The 17,983-nt window shown below is 39.7% G+C and carries 14 protein-coding genes; 10 read left to right on the top strand and 4 right to left on the bottom strand.

From position 1 onward, the window contains the following. The first annotated feature begins 147 nt into the window (after positions 1 to 147). From A3GQ_RS24870 to A3GQ_RS24865, 7 genes are read left to right on the top strand one after another with little or no spacing between them, the layout of a single operon-like run. Positions 148 to 1,116, top strand: coding sequence for a conjugal transfer protein (locus tag A3GQ_RS24870; protein WP_037465449.1), 969 nt, complete (start codon positions 148 to 150; stop codon positions 1,114 to 1,116). Positions 1,117 to 1,132: 16 nt separating this feature from the next. Continuing rightward, positions 1,133 to 1,384 (top strand): hypothetical protein, encoded by a 252-nt coding sequence (locus A3GQ_RS0117855; protein ID WP_028778220.1) that lies wholly within the window; start codon positions 1,133 to 1,135, stop codon positions 1,382 to 1,384. Beyond that, positions 1,385 to 1,795 carry a TcpE family conjugal transfer membrane protein gene (locus A3GQ_RS0117850; protein ID WP_028778219.1) on the top strand — a complete coding sequence of 137 codons (411 nt, stop codon included), beginning with the start codon at positions 1,385 to 1,387 and terminating at the stop codon, positions 1,793 to 1,795. After that, positions 1,770 to 4,193 (top strand): ATP-binding protein, encoded by a 2,424-nt coding sequence (locus A3GQ_RS0117845; RefSeq protein ID WP_028778218.1) that lies wholly within the window; start codon positions 1,770 to 1,772, stop codon positions 4,191 to 4,193. Before A3GQ_RS0117850 ends, A3GQ_RS0117845 begins: the two co-directional genes overlap by 26 nt. 14 nt (positions 4,194 to 4,207) lie before the next feature. Continuing rightward, positions 4,208 to 7,390, top strand: a complete 3,183-nt coding sequence (locus A3GQ_RS0117840) for a hypothetical protein (protein ID WP_028778217.1) — start codon at positions 4,208 to 4,210, stop codon at positions 7,388 to 7,390. Positions 7,391 to 7,402: 12 nt separating this feature from the next. Then, complete coding sequence (locus A3GQ_RS0117835; RefSeq protein WP_028778216.1) at positions 7,403 to 7,603, top strand: hypothetical protein; 201 nt, start codon at positions 7,403 to 7,405, stop codon at positions 7,601 to 7,603. Between the two features lie 49 nt (positions 7,604 to 7,652). Beyond that, positions 7,653 to 9,413, top strand: a complete 1,761-nt coding sequence (locus A3GQ_RS24865; RefSeq protein WP_028778215.1) for a helicase HerA-like domain-containing protein — start codon at positions 7,653 to 7,655, stop codon at positions 9,411 to 9,413. A gap of 30 nt (positions 9,414 to 9,443) precedes the next feature. Here the strand turns inward: A3GQ_RS24865 and A3GQ_RS0117825 are convergent, their stop codons facing one another. Both A3GQ_RS0117825 and A3GQ_RS0117820 read right to left on the bottom strand, forming a co-directional pair. Beyond that, positions 9,444 to 10,787 (bottom strand): DUF4179 domain-containing protein, encoded by a 1,344-nt coding sequence (locus A3GQ_RS0117825; RefSeq protein ID WP_028778214.1) that lies wholly within the window; start codon positions 10,785 to 10,787, stop codon positions 9,444 to 9,446. Further along, on the bottom strand, positions 10,784 to 11,302 hold the full coding sequence (locus A3GQ_RS0117820; protein ID WP_028778213.1) for an RNA polymerase sigma factor: 519 nt from the start codon (positions 11,300 to 11,302) through the stop codon (positions 10,784 to 10,786). Before A3GQ_RS0117820 ends, A3GQ_RS0117825 begins: the two co-directional genes overlap by 4 nt. A 607-nt stretch (positions 11,303 to 11,909) precedes the next feature. On the opposite strand from A3GQ_RS0117820, the gene A3GQ_RS0117815 reads away from it, so the two are divergent. From A3GQ_RS0117815 to A3GQ_RS0117805, 3 genes are all read left to right on the top strand, one after another. Next, entirely contained in the window at positions 11,910 to 13,127 is a 1,218-nt protein-coding gene (locus A3GQ_RS0117815) for an MFS transporter (RefSeq protein ID WP_028778212.1), read from the top strand. A gap of 11 nt (positions 13,128 to 13,138) precedes the next feature. Further along, a complete protein-coding gene (locus tag A3GQ_RS24860) occupies positions 13,139 to 14,581 on the top strand; it encodes a M20 family metallopeptidase (protein WP_051272035.1) in 1,443 nt (480 codons plus the stop codon). Between the two features lie 454 nt (positions 14,582 to 15,035). Continuing rightward, a complete protein-coding gene (locus A3GQ_RS0117805; RefSeq protein WP_051272032.1) occupies positions 15,036 to 16,334 on the top strand; it encodes a hypothetical protein in 1,299 nt (432 codons plus the stop codon). Between the two features lie 249 nt (positions 16,335 to 16,583). On the opposite strand, the gene A3GQ_RS0117800 is transcribed toward A3GQ_RS0117805, so the two are convergent. Further along, positions 16,584 to 17,396 carry a hypothetical protein gene (locus A3GQ_RS0117800; RefSeq protein ID WP_028778210.1) on the bottom strand — a complete coding sequence of 271 codons (813 nt, stop codon included), beginning with the start codon at positions 17,394 to 17,396 and terminating at the stop codon, positions 16,584 to 16,586. Between the two features lie 137 nt (positions 17,397 to 17,533). After that, a complete protein-coding gene (locus tag A3GQ_RS0117795; protein WP_028778209.1) occupies positions 17,534 to 17,932 on the bottom strand; it encodes a VOC family protein in 399 nt (132 codons plus the stop codon). Positions 17,933 to 17,983 lie beyond the last annotated feature (51 nt).

Genomic DNA, 17,983 nt, shown 5'->3' with positions numbered 1-17,983 from the left:
GTCTAGACCCTATTTTTCCACAATTATCAATCGATATAACTTGCTTCTTTTTTTGAATCATGTAGTCAACTTGAAATGAATGTTATAAAATATCGGTAGAACTAATGATTCATCATCAGACATCGGTTTAAATGGGAGGGGATTACCTTGAACCCAACTTTAAATGAACGAATGAAAGCAATTGGAAGAATTTTTATTTACTTTGTATTGGTGATCTTCTTGATTGGAAATGTGGTGATCGTTTTTAATGTACTGACTAATTTAAATAAACCAGTTGTACAACAGCAGACATCCACAACCAATGAAGTGCCAGATACAGCCAAGAGTGTAGTGAAATTATTTTTACAAAATTGGTACAATCTCAATCCTGACCTGCGTGATGAGGATCGGATTGAAAACCTGCAACCTTTTGTAACGCCTGTATTGTATGATTATATTAATAGAAATGCTGATTTGAGGATTGTGGACGATACATCCGTTACCGATCCGCCTGCTGGTTCCCAACAAACTACTCCTCCAAATACGTCTACTACCCCTCCAAATACGTCTACCACACCACCTAAGGGAGGCGAACAGACATTTAAAGGGGTAAGTACGACAGAAGTAGATATTTGGCAATCCAAATGGATCGATCAAAAAGCAAATAAAGTACAAATTATTGCTCGGATGCAAACATCCGATGATAAGACACTTTTCCTCTCTCTACCAGTCGAAAAATCAGGAAATACATGGCAAGTTTCATCTCTGCCATCGTTGATAGCTGAACCCAAAGGTGTTGCCAAACAGGAAGAAGAACCTGACCCGATCGATATTAATGCCAAACAAGCTGCCATTAAAACGATGCTTGATAGTTTCTTTACAGATTGGTTAGAAGGTAACTCTGAAGGAACAAGACGTTATATGTTTGATGGGAAACAAATAGCAAGTACGGATTGGGAAGAAAAATTAAATGCCAAGTTTGTAGGAGTTCAGTCTATTACAGCATTGTCGGATAATCCTTTAAAAGTAAAAGTGGTTATTTCGATGAAAGATTCGAATAACATGGAATTTCAGCTAGATTATCATATGACTTTAGAAGAGAAAAACGGTCAATGGTACATTCGTTCCATCGACTAATAAAGGAGGATATACAATGGAAAATATGTTTGCAAATGCGGCAAACTGGATATTGGATCAAGCTGGTTTGGTTATTTTGGCAGCTCTTGTTATTCTTGGTCTGCGCGCATGGATGAATGGGCAGATCATGCCATTATTTGGCGGGATTGTAGTAGCTGGTATTCTTTATCTCTTTACACTAGAAAGTGGTCAAGGTTTGTTAAACAATTTAGCATCTGCAATCCAAAAAATCTTCGAAGGAACAACTGGAGCAGGTGGAGGGACATAAATGAGACCGGAGCGAATCATCACATTTGATGCGGTATGGGGTTTAAAGAAAGTTTTTTACCATATCGAACGTTTTCGACTCCCTATACCAGTCAGTTTATCGGAACTTCTGATTGTTGTATTATTTGAAATGTTCTTTTTATTCATGTCTCAATTTGCGGTGATAGCCGCAATTCCATTTGTTTTCCGCTATGCGCTTATACCTTTTGGTGCTGCTTGGTTACTCTCTCGTGTAGATTTGGAAGGAAGACCCCCTTATCAATATTTCTGGAGCTCATTGACTTTTGCATTATCACACAAATTGTGGTCAAGAGGGGTCCCCATTCCACCTATAACAGAAGAAGCAACTTACCACCTAACCAAGATGGTTGGAGGGATCAAACACTATGCTACCGATACCGACACAGATTGAAAAGAATGTTGCATTTATTGAAGGACGACCCTGGGCTTTTTACCGGGTCATCCCTTTTTCATATTCGCCGCTTTCTATTGATGGGAAAAAGAATGAATGGATGCAGGCTACTCAGTTTTTCCGGCAAATCCAAGAACCAGGTTTACATGCTCAGATGTGGATGATACGACGTCGTTTCAACTGGGTTGATTATCTTGATCGATTGGTAAATACAGTAGACGCAGGTCGCCGGGATAAAGCTTATGAGTCGATGAATACATGGCTTAACCTGATCGAGCGCGGGACTCTGCCTGATTATGATTTCATTGTTGCTTTTGAACTGCCTCTCCCCATGCCTCATAACTACAAATGGATTACACAAACCTTTGGGATTCCGATGCGTACCTTAGAAGGTTTCCTTGGTCTCCGCAAAAAAGTTTTTAAAGAAGAAAAAGAGCATGCATTTGATAAATCATTTGATTATGCATGGTCCAAACGCGCATTTGAAGACCGAGCTGGGTCCCTCAGTCGACTCGATCCTCTACTAGAGCATGAGATCGCTGATTTTTATCGTCACCATTTTTATCGTGGAATGCCGCTGAAACCTCTGCCCCAGACATTGCGAAATGTTTGGCCGAAGGGATCACATGATTATACTTGGCTTGCAGAAGGAAGACGTGCCTACAGTTATCGATATGTGCTTTGTGATCAAGAACACGAAAGTCGATTTGTTAGTTTTATTACACTGGGTGCGTTTCCAGATGAGATATACTCCCCTGGTTCAGAGTTATTCCATCAGCTATCCAGTGAATTTGATTTTCCTGTCGAAGGCATGTTCCGTTGGAAGATGATTGCCAACAAACAAGCGACAAGCCAGGTTTCTCGAAAACGAAAAGATATCAAAGATGCTACTTCCCACATCGGACAAGTAGATCAAGTTCCACTCGATCTTCAACAACAAGAATCGATGGCAGAAGGTTTAGAGTTTGAATTGAAGAAAAATCGTCCACCTATCCTTGATAGTCGAGTGATGTTTGTAGTAGATGGCGATGATCAAGATGAAGTCAACAGCCGCTCGGAACAAGTGATTAATTTCTTTGACCGTAAAGGGTTTGTTGCAGCTAGACCTACTGGAGAACAACGCAACCTTTTTGAAGCATGGCTTCCGAATGATCGTTATCCTGCTCGAGGATATGTCAAAAAAATGTTGCCAGAAGTGGCAGCTTCCATTGTTATGCCCGGTGCATCAGAGATATTGGGTGATCCAAATGGTGTACCAGTTGGATTGACCCGCCGTGGCTCTGTTGTGAAAATAAATCCAGAGCGTGGGCCGCAGATTAACCAAAATGCTTCGATGGTTATTACCGGTACTCTTGGTTCTGGTAAGTCTCATACCTTGAACAACCTCATTCACAAAACGGCACTTTTCTGGGGTGCTCGTGTCTTTGTCGTTGATCCAAAGGGAGAGCGAAGTCACTGGGTCGGCCGTTTACCAGGTTTAGAGGATCGTGTCCACGTGTTGAAGTTAGATGGACGTCAAAATCCAGGAGCACTGGATCCGTTTCAACTATTAGGGCATGACGCAGAGTTTGCTAGTGAAATCGCCGTTTCTGTTATTTCACAGTTTGAAGGGAATCTCTCTCGTGGAGACAAGAATATGCTCTTATCTGCCGCGGAACGTGCATTGAAACATGATCAACCTAGTATGGCTAAAATGGTGGAAGAATTACACAAAGATGAGGATGGACGAGATCTCGCTGAGTATTTGATGCGTATCGCCCGCCTGCCACTTGGTAAGTTGGTTTTTGGTGAAGGAGACGGGGTCCGGGTACCAGATAGCGGAATTATTCTTTTGCAGTTAGAAGGTCTAGAACTGCCGCCTGAGAAACAAAGGCCAAATGGATTACGCCAAGAAGCTTCCGTTGCAGTTATGTCTATGACAGCGATTTTGGCAGAACAGTTTGTACTGCGGGGAACAGGTGGAGGTTTCCGTGTTGCGGCCCTCGATGAGGCCTGGATTTGGTTACGTACGGATCAAGGAAAATCACTTGCCAATCGTTTGGAGCGTGCTGGACGATCAGCAAACGCTGGTATTTGGTTTGCTACCCAGAATCCTTCTGATATCGACAACGAAATCTTAAACAACGTGAGTGTTTATGTTTGTTTAGGTACAAGTGATGAAAACGAAACCACTTTGGCAATTGAGGCACTTAACTTAGATGTGAATGATGAAGGTTTGCGAAACGTCCTTCAGCAAAGACGGAGTAAAGCGTTATCTGGATATGGATACATGAAAGATCTAGAAGGTAGAAGCGGCTTTATTCAGTTCATCACTCCTGAAAAAGATCTAGTTGAACTCTTTAATACCAAACCTGAAGCAAGTGAAGCGTCGAAAGTGGTGTCTGAAGGGGGCATCTAGAGAGGAGTGAGTTTATGGGACAATGGAAACGAATAGTCTTCGCATTGCTTAGTGTGTTTGTGTTTATGTTGGCTGTTTCTTCTTCAACTGATGCGGCAGAGATCAAAGATGAACCTACATTAAAAAAATCGAATACGTATACCGTACCTGTCACTGGGGATCTTGTACCGAAAGATGAAAGAGACCCTAAAAGTACCTCTCTTTTTGGGAGGTATGGATTGGCTACTTTTCAATTGGACTATCTCACCACATTTGAACCAGCAGAAGCTATCAAAGAAAATTGTGGGTTTAGTTGGAAAATGTTGCTTCCAGGTTCGGGGCTGAAATGTGCAGCTTCTGTTGCCGATAAAAAGTTTGACGATAGTGTTGGGAAATATTTGGATGTCAATTTTTATATCAATGTTTACAACACGATGCTGTGGCAAAACTATATCACTGCTGCTTTTGCATTAGTGAAATTTGTCTCTTGGGCATTTACGTTAGAAATTATCACCATCATGCTCAATGCATATAAACAGGCAATGCTTAGTTTGCAAAAGTTATTGTGGGAACCCATGATGTATATGATGTGGGCCGTTGCCGTGGCATGGATGATATACTACTGGATCAGTGGAAAGAAAACCAAACTATGGTCTACCTTTATCAACTCCCTTATTATTATTGCACTATCGGCTACTGTATTTACCCAGTTACCTACTTTTTTGCAGACTGTTAGTAACGCGAGTACAGATGTTTCGATCACTATTTTATCTGGATTGGTAGGACAAGATCCTTCCAAAGAGTTGAATGAAGCAACTCCATCGACACACCGGGATGTTGCTCTAAGACAGATGAATGACAGCATGAATGGTATTTTATTAGATTTACCGTATATCCTGATCAATTTTGGTAATCCGAACATTGCCAATAAGATTGGTATAGATGGCCTTTTGAAGAAAGGGTATGATTTCGGATCAGTTGACCGATCTAATTATTTGAAGGAAAGATATGATGCATTTAAAAAAGAAAACAATAAGGATGCCATGAAACAAATGCAGTGGATGACGGCAGAGAAAGCACCACAACGACTTGCAAATACAGTCGTTATCATGTTATTTGCCTTTGCAACTGGTGTTTGTTTCTGTATTATTGCTGCACTCACGATCATCTGGCAGTTCATTGCATTAGGTCGAGGATTGCTGGCCGCTCTTTATTTATTGATCAGTTTATGGCCAGAATATGGAATGAAAGAAGCCTTCTTATGGCTATGGTCGATGATCCAAGCGCTCTTTATGAAAGTGTTCTACAGTATTATCTTAGCGATTTATATCATAATGGTAGTAGCTTTAGCAGCAGAAGTAGAGGAAATGGGCTTCTTACTCCTATGGTTGCTCGCGATCGGTATGTTTATTGGATTGATGATTGCCTTAAAAGAATTCCGCCAAAAATTGGAGAGCATCCCATTTGGAAATGGTGTATTTGGTAAAGGTGCTACCAATGAAGCTGAAAATGTACTGAAAAAAGGTGCAGAGCTTGGCCTCGCAGCAGCAGGAATTGGTGCAGCAGTAGCCGCTACCGCAGCAGGTCAACCACATTTGGCAAGAATGGCTATGAACGTAGCAAACAAAGGTATCGGCGGGGCAATCAAAGGAGAGGCAACGAAACAGTTCGGTGGGGGAGACGGAAGTCTAGCTCAGAAAGTACAAAAAAACAGAGCAGAGCGAAAAGAGCGGAACACGGCAGAGGCAGAATATCAGGAACGAACAAGTGGATTAAATCCAGAAGATAGGGCTTTGGCCAATCATATCCGCGATGTGTCTGGTATTGATGTTACGACTGATGAAGGCAGAGCTTTGTTAAATAAAGCTGCACCTACATTTGCTGATAACAATGCAGCAGCACTTAATCGTATTGGTCAACACAACTTGGCACAGCGAATGGCAAAAGAAATGCCAAGGCATATGCCACCTCCTGGCTCTTTGCAACATGAAATGCTCGCTCGTAAGTTTGGTGAGGAAAACGTAGAAATGTGGCGAGAAGCAAATGCAAATGAGTGGGAATCGGTTGAGACGAAATTATCAGCCTATAATAATCTAAGTGCCAAAGAAAAAGTGACAACTGCAAAACCAACAATGACAAATGCTGGTGTCCAAAAGCAATTTGAGAAACTACAATTGGGCAACCGTCTCAATGATGACGTTTATCAAATTCAAAAAAATGCAGTTGGTAATCAAGTATTAGCAGACTTTAACGATTTCAGACAACAGTTACAAAACAAAAATGCAATAGGTGATCATGTATTAGCAAACTTTAGTAGTTTCAGAGAACAAATACAAAATAAAAATGCAATAGGCCAGCAGGTTTATGAAAGTTTTAAACAACATGTAGCGAATACTGGTACGGTTGTGTTGGATTTGAACCAAATGAATATACCTTCAATGGGCGCAATGGGTTCTGTTGGGGATAAATCCCTAAATGTTAAAGTTACTGGTAACCTCAAACAACATCTACCAAACAATGCTGAGGAAGCTCAAAAAGTGTTTGATACAGTTCAAAAACAAATTTATGAACAGTTACGTACAGAAGGTATCCATCCAGATAAGATTGAAAAACCAGTCACAGTAAATGTCGACATGCCTGTCGCTGGTGGGACTTTTGGAACACAGAAAGTTGAAGTGGTAGTAGATAAAGTGAATACAGGTGGTGGATCAGGAGGTTCCAACGCGGAATTGGACGCAAGTGTTCTTCGGGATCAAATTAGCCATATTTTGTCATCTGCTTCTACATCTCAAAATATTACTCCACCAGGAAAGATCGAACTAGCGAGTAATTTCATCATTAAGTATGCTGGAATAGGTGATAATACAAATGTTGTGGAATTATCTGGTAATATTGTAAGTGAATTACAGAAGAATCATAACTTTGTAAAGAGTAATCCAGATGCTTCTGTAGACGGCTTTGCACCTTCTCAAGTGTTTACCGATTTTCTGGGGATAGAATTAAATTCACTTGAAGAACAAATTAGGCATATGCAGAAAGATTTAAAATTAAAGGCAAATACATTGGGTAACGCGACTCAAAGTTTCCTAGCAGATATGACAGATGCTATGGGAGCAATCAATGAAATCAAAACAAATGCAGAGAAATCTGGTAATACCAGTAAAACACGTAAAACCCCACCCACCCCACCTAGTGGCGGAGGCTCTACTGAGACATAAGGAGGATTTTAAATGACGGATTCTCAAGAACCAAAAAAAAATCTCTCCTTAAAAGAAAAATTAGTAGAAGGATGGGGAGAGTTCAAGCATCAGGCCACGCTTTGGGTGGAAGATATTACAGGCAATAAGAAAAAACTCATCCCTATCTTGATCGTAACGATTATTGGGGTCTTTGGTTTTATCCGTGGTTTGATCAATATGCTATTTTATTAGCCTCTGTCTTTGACAGGGGCTTTCCCTTCCTAGAGAGGAGTGATCAGAAATGTTTGGTAATGACGACGATTTTATGCAGTTTCAACAGTACCAAAAGAAACAACAGGGCGGAGTCATTGCGATGGAGATGTTAGGTGCTCTGTTCTTGCTTGTATTTCTCTTTGTACCTCTTGTTATCTCAATTGTGCTGACGATTATCGCACACCGACAAGGATGGAAGCCGGCATGGTTTATCTGGAGTGGATTAGTTCTTAATACAGTTGGGGCTCTCCTTGGTTTTTTCAATCTTTATTTTGCAGGTTTGATGGCTCTGTTCAAAGCATGGTTTGCAGGAGTACAAGTAGGAAAAGCGGGTGAGAAGTTCTGGGCTGCCCTGCCAGATAGTTTATGGACGATGACACCTGCTTCGATTACCGCATGTATCCTACTCTCTGGTCTCTTTATGTGGTTTATCAAGTATCGTCCAGAATTACTCCCCATCCCAGTCAAACCACCAAAAGAGGAAAAACCGGTTGTGCATAAGTTGAGCAAACTAACCAGTCTTCCTACGATTGATGATGGTGTAGTGTTAGGCTTAGATGATAATGGGAAACCGGTACCTTTATATGATAAAGAAGTAAATATGCACGTTTTTGTAAGTGGGGCAACCGGGGCTGGTAAAACCAATACCTTGACGGTGATTCTGGAAAGTGCGATCCGCCGTGGAAAACCAGTAATTATTGTAGATGGTAAGGGAGATATCAGTTTCTTAGAAGAAATGAAAGAGATGTCAGAGGCGTACGGCAGAGAGTTCCAAGGATTCTCCTATAGTGGAGATACACATTACAATCCATTCCGCCATGGTAGACCGACGGAGCTCAAAGATAAAATGATGGCGATGGAAGAATGGTCCGAGCCATACTACAAACGTGCTGCGGAGCGTTATCTTCAGTTGGTTTTCCGTGTGTTGCAGCTCGCTGAGGTTCCGGTTGATCTGCATGTGGTACAAAGCATGCTCGTACAGAAAAACTTGATGAATACCGTAAAGAAGCTGAAAAATCTGGAAAAAGAAGAAGCAGATAATATAAAAGAATATATCAACGGTCTAGATAAAGGTCACAAAGACGCGATTGACGGGTTGAAAGACCGGTTGGCCTTGCTCACAGAAAGTGATGTGGGAGAGTTGTTCAAAGACAGAGAAGGAGCAAAAACGATTGACTTGCTTGAAGCTGTAAAAGCAAAGCGTGTCGCGATGCTGTCACTCTCGGGTCTTAGTTACTCCTCCTTTACTCCGGCTCTTGGTGCGATGATCGTAGAGGATTTGAAAAGTGTGGCTTCAGCCCTTGTAGAAAGTGGCCGAGAAGACTATATTTATGTGATCCTCGATGAGTTTAACCTATTTGCTGGAGAGCAAGTAGTAAACATGATCAACAAAAGTCGTGCCGCTGGATTCTGTTGTTTTATCGCTACACAGGAATTAGCTGACTTGTCTGCTGCTGGTGGAGAAGAGTTGGTTGGACAGGTTATTGGTAACACCAACGTGAAGATTGTTCACCGACAAGATGTTCCAGACTCGGCAGAGTATTTATCCAATGTAGTTGGAACACATAAAGTGTTAGTAAAAACGACGATGACAGAAGAAAAACTAATGGGTAATATGTCTAAATTAATGGGTACTGTTCGGGAAGATGAAGAATTAGTCATTCACCCCAACGTCTTGAAAAACCTTCGACAAGGGGAAGCAATGCTCATTAAGAAGATCCCGGATAATACTGTGGTAAAGACACAAGTCCGGCCTGCTCCTCAGCCACCTTCTCAACAAGTGGTGTAAAAAAGAGACTCCAATGCAGGAGTCTCCTTTTTATTTATTGGTAAGAGGAATTTTCACTTCTTTGATCTGCTTCATCGTATCTGGCACCACAGTTTCTATTACAAATGGTTGATTTGTTGAAAGAGAAGGTATCAACGCGATTTGGTTATAATGACCCATTTTAGATGGTTGGTTGAGCGTTTGAACTTGATAATACGATTTTCCATTTGCTCGAACAGAATGAATTCCGCCTATGTTTGGCATGAGTGCCTGTAATTGATAGTGTATCAGTGTCGCTCCGTGAATTTGCTCCACTTTTTGGATGATCAGCTTTGCTCCATTTTGATATTGGATCGTAGTTAGTTTTGTTGGGCTGATACGGGTAGATATTCTCTTTAATTTGCTTTGTCCAATCTTTTGATAAAATTTTGCAGTAACATAGTCACTATCTTTGTAAGGAGCATCAAAGTGATCCTCATACGACTTTTCTTTTATATCTGTGTATAGAGAGCGTAATAAATTTCCTTCATCATCAAATAACAGATAGGAGTTGTATTGATCCGTTATAGCACCGTTCACAGGTTTATCTGTATCTCTGTCAATGCGAATGGTTGCAGCTCCTACAACAGCTTTTGTGATACGGTATGGATTGCCATTTACAGTAAAAGGAATATCTTGTTTTACTGTTTTATCGTATTTTTGGTCTTTTTTTATGGTGATACGGAAACTACCAACGATATCTCCAAGAATACCTTTTCGTATATTTTTTTGCTGCATTTTCGAAAGGCGATTATTTTTGAAGGTAGTTCTATCAGAAACAGTGATTTCTAATGGGAAAGAATCAGGTAATGGTTTATTTAATTGAAATATAGTAGAGAACTGTACTATTTTTTTCTGTTGGTCGAAAGAGATAGATTTTCCTTCAGATTCAGAAGATATCAGTTCCCCTTTATGAAACAATGCGAAATTATAATCGTATGGATGGGGTTTCTTGGATTCTATTGCGTAAGTGAGATGGATTTTATCTGCTTCATATAAAACCTTATAAATGCTTATCTTGGTTCCGTTTTTTTCTATAGTTTGGTTGACATTAAACACAAGACCTTTTTCGTCTGCTGCTTGAAAACCAAGGTTTCCCACAAATTCATACAAACGATTTAGTAAGGGTACTTGCTTTAGTGTTTTTGCCATTGTCTGCGAGACAAATCCGGAACTAATAGTAACCAATGTAAACAAGATAGCAGCCGCTGTTGCATAAAAGAACCGTTGTCGTTTGGAAGAACGTTTTTTTGTGGATAAATTACGAAATGTATTATTCATTCGTTGACGAACGACTTCTGGTATTTCTATTTCTTTTTGTAGGACCTTCTTCAAATCTTCATCCACGTTTTTCATCTAGAACTCTCCTTTGTATCGATCTGAAACCATTTCATTAAAATAGAACGCGCACGAGATAAACGGGATTTGACGGTTCCCTCTGGGCATTCTAGCAGATCAGCTATGCTTTTAACGGATAAATCTTCGATATAATAAAGTACTGTTACCAGTCGAAGCGGCTCCTCAAGTCGGTGGATAGCTTCTTGGATTTCCACTTGGGTGAAGTCAGTTAATATGGAGTGATTTTCAGCCTGGATAAGTGGCATCACTTTTTTACGTTGGTTTATCATTTTATTGCATTGATTGATAAGAATTCGTATGAGCCAAGTCTGGAAAAACTGTGGCTCTCTTAACTTATCAATAGAAGAATAAGCCTTGATAATCGTCTCTTGGATCGCATCTGCACAATCTGCATCATTTTGTAAAATAGAAGAAGAAATTCGGTATAAGCTTTGCTCCATAGAAGTGATGAGAGCAACAAAGGATTCATGATCCCCTTTTTTAGCCTTTTGTATGGCTGATTCTCTATCCAACTTGTCAACCTCCTAGAAAAAATTGCATTCCATTTTCTATGTCTTTTTTGAAGGGGAATTTCCATCTATTTATTAGATCTTATTTGTGATAGATTTGGTTCTTATTTATTTATGAAATACAGAAGTTTTTTAAGAATCTTATGGTTCAGAGGAAAGAAAAACAACACCTTTCAAAAAATAAAAAGTGCTGTGGATTCATTAACAAGATGAATGATGCAGTATTTATTGTACTATTCTTTAATCAAGGGCAATGCTATAACCAAAAATTCTAGAAAACAGGCAAGCATAGGATCATTAGTGGAATATCCAATATTTGTATTAGGATGCAATGCGATGTAGGTTTGTAAGAAGTTCGTTTTCCATAAGAAGGATCTTCCATGTACAGATGTTTCCTTATAGTCCATCTCGATTTGAATAACAAGCGTCCCGTTACGAGTGCTGTAACGGGACGCTTGTTTTGATGAATTATTTTATTGACTATATAAATGAAATAGGTATAATTACGGATAAAGACCTTTATATGTCCTTTAATAGATTGGTAGGTTAAAACTGTAGGCTGTTACAAAAACTTTACAACTTAAGACGCACTGAACATGGGGGAATTCATTTGAGACAAGCCAGTAGAACCAATCGTAAAAAGTATATGTTGTTCAGTTTGCTTTTTTTAGCATGGGTTGTGGATACAATCAGCTTAAATGCAATGAATGTGGCTATCATTCCCATCTCTAAAGAATTAGGCTTAGATAAGTCGCAGACAGGTTTTGTTCTCAGTAGCTGGTTTATCAGCGGAATGCTAATGACCTTTCTTGCTGGCTGGCTATCTGATAAATTCGGGTCCAAAAAAGTACTGGTAACCGTATTTACCATCATTTCGCTTTGTACGGTTTTCACTGGTTTAGCTGGAAGTTATCTTGCTTTGATTGTGATTCGCTTGGTATTAGGAATTGGAGAAGGTGGATTTTCAACCTCTAGCTCTGTGGCACTTGCTGATATATTTCAGAAGGAAGAAAGAGCACGAGCAAAATCTATCTTGCTAGCTGCTCAATTAGTTGGAGGAGTTTTAGCATCTGTTATCGCAGCATGGTTGTTGACTGTCATAGGTTGGAGATGGATGTTTGCGATTTTTGGTGTAAGCGGATTCATGATTGCGATTTCCATCTATAAGTTTTTCAAACTTTCTCATCATGGTGCAGAAGAAAATGAGGAAGAAAAGAAGCGTTCTTGGTCCGAAATCTTAAGAAATGCTTATCTTTGGAAACTTGTCATCATGTACTTTGGAATTAGTGTAGTCAACTGGGGGATATCTGCATGGATGCCGACTTATCTAGCAGAAGTAAGGCATTTGGATTTACTCTCTTTGGGATCATTGTCGATGATTCCGGCTATTTTAGGATTGCTCGCTTCCCTAGGATGTGGATGGTTGTTAGATAGATATATCGTTGGCCGTGAGAAATTACTGATTATGATTGGTTCCGTCATTGGAGGCATATCGTTATACCTTATGTTTCATGCCTCTACGGTACTGATGGTTATTTTGTATCAAAGTTTTACCTCTATCGGGATCGCTGCTGTTGCGATTACTGTTTTATCTCTTCCGCTCAAGTATACTTCCAAAAATCAAATGGGCTCTTTGATGGGGATTATGTATTTTGGAGGAAGTTTAGCTGGAGCAATCGCACCTACTACGATGGGTTATTTGATCAAAACATTTCATAATTCGTATGACGCTGCTTTTTGGTTTTTGATCGCAGCATTGTTGCTTTGCTTTCTTACTTCGATCTTGTTTCATTCCCCTAAACAAAATTCGATAGCCCAACATGAATAGGAGTGGTAAGGATGGATTTTAGAGAAAAGTTATCGCAAATAATAGATGAAAAGAGAGAGATGTTGATCGACGTTAGTGATCAAATATGGGATTATGCAGAAACTGGATTTGAGGAAGTCCAATCCGTTGAACTTCTCTGCAACATTTTACAACAGGAGGGTTTCACTGTAGAAAAAGGTGTAGGAGGGATAGAAACTGCTTTCATTGGCACGTTTGGCGAGAGCAAACCGAACATTGCTATATTAGGTGAGTTTGATGCCCTTTCTGGTTTAAGCCAACAAGGCGGGTTAGCACAAGCGGAACCTGTCCAGTTAGACGGAAATGGTCATGGCTGTGGACATAACCTTCTTGGTACAGGAGCTCTAGCGGCGGCAATAGCTTTACGATATTACATGGAAGAACACCACATTCCAGGAACGATTCGTTATTACGGATGTCCTGGAGAAGAAATTGGTGCAGGAAAAACATTTATGGTTCGAGCAGGACTTTTTGATGATGTTGATTTTGCATTAACCTGGCATCCAGGTACACAAAATGGTGTCATGTCGATGTCATCATTAGCCTGCTATGAAGTTTCCTATCGATTTATGGGAAAGAGCTCTCATGCTGGTGTAACCCCGCATCTGGGCCGTAGTGCCTTAGATGCAGTAGAACTCATGAATGTAGGAGTCAATTACTTACGAGAACACATTATTCCAGAGGCACGGGTGCATTATGCTACAACAAATACAGGAGGGATTTCCCCAAATGTAGTTCAAGCAGAAGCAGAAGTACTCTACTTGATTCGAGCACCTAAAGTAGCTCAAACAGAGGGGATTTATCAGCGAATTTGTAACATAGCACGGGGAGCAGCGTTAATGACTGGTACAGAAGTAGAAATTATCTTCCAATCTGCTCTGTCCGATTTAATTCCAAACAAAACATTGGAAACGATTATGCACCATAATATGACGGAGCTTGGTGTTCCTGTTCATAATCAAGAAGAGATAGTATTTGCTAGAGATATCCGCTATACCCTTTCAGAAGAAGATAAAGAAGCAGATATTCGTGATATTCCGGAATTAAAGGGTAAAGAAATTTCAGACATGTTACTACCATACAAGGAATCTTCAGTCGTTATGCCAGGTTCCACAGATGTAGGAGATGTCAGTTGGGTTGTGCCAACCGCCCAATGTTGGATTGCTTGTGACGCATTGGGTACTCCGTTTCATACTTGGCAGATGGTAGCCCAAGGAAAAACTTCTATCGCACATAAAGGGATGCTACATGCAGGTAAGGTAATCGCATCCACAGCAATAGATATCATGCAAGATTTACAAATAATAGAGAAAGCAAGATTAGAATTGATCGAAAGATTAGGAGGAGAAACCTACCAGTCGCCAATTCCAAAAGAAGTAACACACTATATATTGAGACTCCACACGACTAAAGTCGTGGGATTCTTAGGTAGTTAGCGCACTCACTTCATTTCTGCTTTGTGCAACTCCCAAGTTCAGGGCTGTCTCATCAGCCCGTCCCATGCAGTTAGAAGGGTACCCACATGGGCGGAAACGCCTGTTACCAGCGTTCTAGTCCTCTTCCTGCCTCTAATGGTTTTACTCGGTAGGAGACAGATCCATTTGCTACCGAAACCCTATACCATTACATTTTCAAAGAACAAACCTACTAGCCGTAGGACGATCACCGATCGTGTGTTCTATTTTACGAAATATTCGTTGCTCTTGCAACCCCTTTTTTTGGGGTTTGGAGCAACACCGTCTTTCATCCCACGATTCAAACCGTGGGCTTTCAGTCGGCAAAAGTCTGTAAGAAACTAATGAGGTGGCTGATCCAATGCCGCCTTTTTCATGGAAAGAGAAGTAGTGATATGATAAAAGAAGGAGAGTTGAAGAAAAGGAGTCATCAATTGTGTTGAAAATTCGACTTGGAATAGTAGGAGCAATGGATGCAATCGAAATTATTCAAGATATGTTAAAGAAATATAGCAGTGAGTTGGATACCGTTTTTTTTTCGTGTTTGACGGAAAAAGACCTTATCGATAAAGTACTTCCAGTCAAGGAAGATATAGATATGTGGCTCTGTACCGGTCCTATTACCTATAACATGGTACAAAAATGGGGTGAAATTACATCTCCTACTTTTTTTGTGCCTTATTATGGTTCTTGTTTATACAAAACGGTCTTAAAAGCGGTCTATGAGCAAAAGGTTTCTATTGAACAAATCAGCTTTGATGCTGGTACACGTTCCGATTATGCAAGAGCATTAGAAGAGGCTGAAATAAAGGATAAAGTGTGTTTTGTGGAAAGTGAAATGGTAGATATTGATTCACTCATACAATATCATCTTGATCTTTGGAAAAGGGGTCAAATAAAAGTAGTGATCACTGGTCACCCGATCCAAGATGAGCTGCAAAAACATGGATTGCCTACTTATCGAGTTTTTCCTTCGACTAGAGCTGTGGATTCCATTGTCCATCACATTTTTCAAACACATGAGCTGATGGTATTTAAAGGTTCACAAATTGCAGTACAAATGATAGAAATCCATTCATTTGCAAGTATGACCAAGAATACGTATTCCTCAAATGAACTACATAAAATAGAAATGATGTATTCGGCCAGATTGCTTTCTTATTCGAAGAAGATACATGGCTCTCTTCAAAATATCGGATTTGGACGATATGCAATTTTTACAACAAGAGGACCTCTTCAAGAGTTAACAAGTGATTTCCGATCGATTCCCAAATTAGATGATATCGATTTTTTAGAGAAAAACGCCATTACTTGTGGCATCGGAGTTGGAAAAACAGTATATGAAGCAGAAATTCATGCAGGAACAGCATTTCTGCATGCAAAAGAGTATGGAGAAGGAACTTGGATGGTATGTCTGGACAATAAAACAATCGCTGGCCCATTGGACAATACAGAGTATCATCTCCACTATTCGTATCAATCGGACCGATTAGAAGAAGTGAGTCATGTTACTTCATTAAGTGTGATGACGTTGCAAAAACTCAAATCTATTTTACGTAAGCGAGCCAACGATCAAATTACTTCCCATGAGCTAGCGCAATATATGCAAATAACACAAAGAAGTGCAAGGCGAATATTGATGGAACTGGAGAAGTACAATTTTGCAGAAGTCATTGCAGAAGAAAAGCCATACACAAGAGGAAGACCTAGGAAAATTTATAAAGTATTTGTGTAGGATTTATGATGATAAGCAAATGTATCGATTATTCCATTCATCAGGATGAAAAGAAATCTATCACTTAAGTGATGGATTTCACCCAACTTAAGATAGGAGCGGTATCGCAATAGTAAAAATACAAGTGCGGCTAGCCCGCAGCCAGTATCCAAAACAATGGTATATGAAAAGGGACTCTGCTAAAAACAGAGTCTTTTTTGGTGTAACAATGATATGTTTTTTATATTATTTGTTGATAGTTAATGAATATCATAATCTATCAACGGAACTAGTAACGTTCATGTATTTTTTCCTACTCTTGATACCTATGATAAAAAAGATGACCCCGATAATAGCTGGAAGGATCGGGTACGTAATTGGGAAGAAAAAAACAGGATAAGCATATAGTTTGGAGCTGTATTGTCCGATTGGAATACCACCATTTTGAGCTAAAAAGGTTTGTAGATAGGTTCGACTTCCTTTTAAAGAAAAGCTGTTTTTTTCATAGGTGCCGTCGTTATGGATAGTCCAATATTGAAAACGAGTCATTTCTTCTATCTCTTTGGGATAATATCTGTGATAATAGTCCTCTCCAGCTTTCATTTGATATCCCGTTATATTTGCAAAAATAATGATATCTTCTTTTTTTGTATATCGATCCCTTAAAACATAGACAAACACATCATCTGCTGAAGTTGGATCAAAAGTAGCAGGTTCCTCAGAAGTTTCTGCGTTTTGACTCTTCAATACTCGATTCCAAATGATCCCTAAAAATTTCCCATTCAAATAAATATCTACATCCCCAGCAAAAATAGTAGGCGATAGCTTTTTCTTTGGGACGATCATGATATCAATTTCATTTTCCCCATATACAAATGGGGTAGTTTCATAAGGATGATAAGGGTCCTCAGCCCCTTGATCAGCAAGTATTTGAGCATAATTGTTTTTGATTTCGTATCGGTGATGAACATAAGTAGAATAGAGGAATTCGGTTGTCATTTGGAAAATAGGTGGGAGAGTTAGGATGAACAGCATGATTCCAATGGAGATTGTAATCCAATAGGTGTGAAATTTGGTTTTCATATGTTTCTCCCGAATAATTTTCTTGCTTTCTTCTTAGTATAATGCATTTGAAAAGGTATCGATAACTATAAGGATGTACTGCCTATATACCTAAGTTACCAAATGTATTTCCATTCAAAAAACGGACTCCTATTGTACTAGTCCGTTTTTTTATCGCGTTGGGAGCATACGGTAATATAGTATCCATCCGGATCTCGCAAAGTAAACTCGTGATGTTGTGCATAGGGGTTGTAATGAGGAGGGGCCGCGATCACAGAGTCTAATGTTTGTGCTCGATCCCATGCTTTTTGAAATTGATCTATCCGAAAATATAAAAGTAATCCATTTCCTACTTGTCCTTCTAAAGGACTTAAAAGGGAAGGATGTTCATGATCTCCCCAGCGATGAAGACAGAGTAGAATGCGTCCATCTGTGTCCATCAGTTGATCAAATACATCATTTTGCGTATGAGTATGTTTGCAATCCAATAAAGTTGTATACCATTTCAGGCTGGTCTTTACATTCTCAACAGCAATGATCGGTTCCGTGTGTGTCAAAAAAATTCTCCTTTCTATCCTTATCCATATTGTAATCATAAAAAAAGCAAT

The organism is Shimazuella kribbensis DSM 45090, assembly GCF_000428065.1.
Taxonomy (GTDB): Bacteria; Bacillota; Bacilli; order Thermoactinomycetales; family Thermoactinomycetaceae; genus Shimazuella; species Shimazuella kribbensis.
Note: the sequence above shows the minus strand (reverse complement) of the source record. Positions and strands in the feature narration are given on the sequence as shown.

Coding starts and splice junctions, on each gene's coding strand:
- A3GQ_RS0117855 (WP_028778220.1), top strand. CDS start 1,133: ATGGAAAATATGTTTGCAAATGCGGCAAACTGGATATTGGATCAAGCT.
- A3GQ_RS0117850 (WP_028778219.1), top strand. CDS start 1,385: ATGAGACCGGAGCGAATCATCACATTTGATGCGGTATGGGGTTTAAAG.
- A3GQ_RS0117845 (WP_028778218.1), top strand. CDS start 1,770: ATGCTACCGATACCGACACAGATTGAAAAGAATGTTGCATTTATTGAA.
- A3GQ_RS0117840 (WP_028778217.1), top strand. CDS start 4,208: ATGGGACAATGGAAACGAATAGTCTTCGCATTGCTTAGTGTGTTTGTG.
- A3GQ_RS0117835 (WP_028778216.1), top strand. CDS start 7,403: ATGACGGATTCTCAAGAACCAAAAAAAAATCTCTCCTTAAAAGAAAAA.
- A3GQ_RS24865 (WP_028778215.1), top strand. CDS start 7,653: ATGTTTGGTAATGACGACGATTTTATGCAGTTTCAACAGTACCAAAAG.
- A3GQ_RS0117825 (WP_028778214.1), bottom strand. CDS start 10,787: ATGAAAAACGTGGATGAAGATTTGAAGAAGGTCCTACAAAAAGAAATA.
- A3GQ_RS24860 (WP_051272035.1), top strand. CDS start 13,139: ATGGATTTTAGAGAAAAGTTATCGCAAATAATAGATGAAAAGAGAGAG.
- A3GQ_RS0117800 (WP_028778210.1), bottom strand. CDS start 17,396: ATGAAAACCAAATTTCACACCTATTGGATTACAATCTCCATTGGAATC.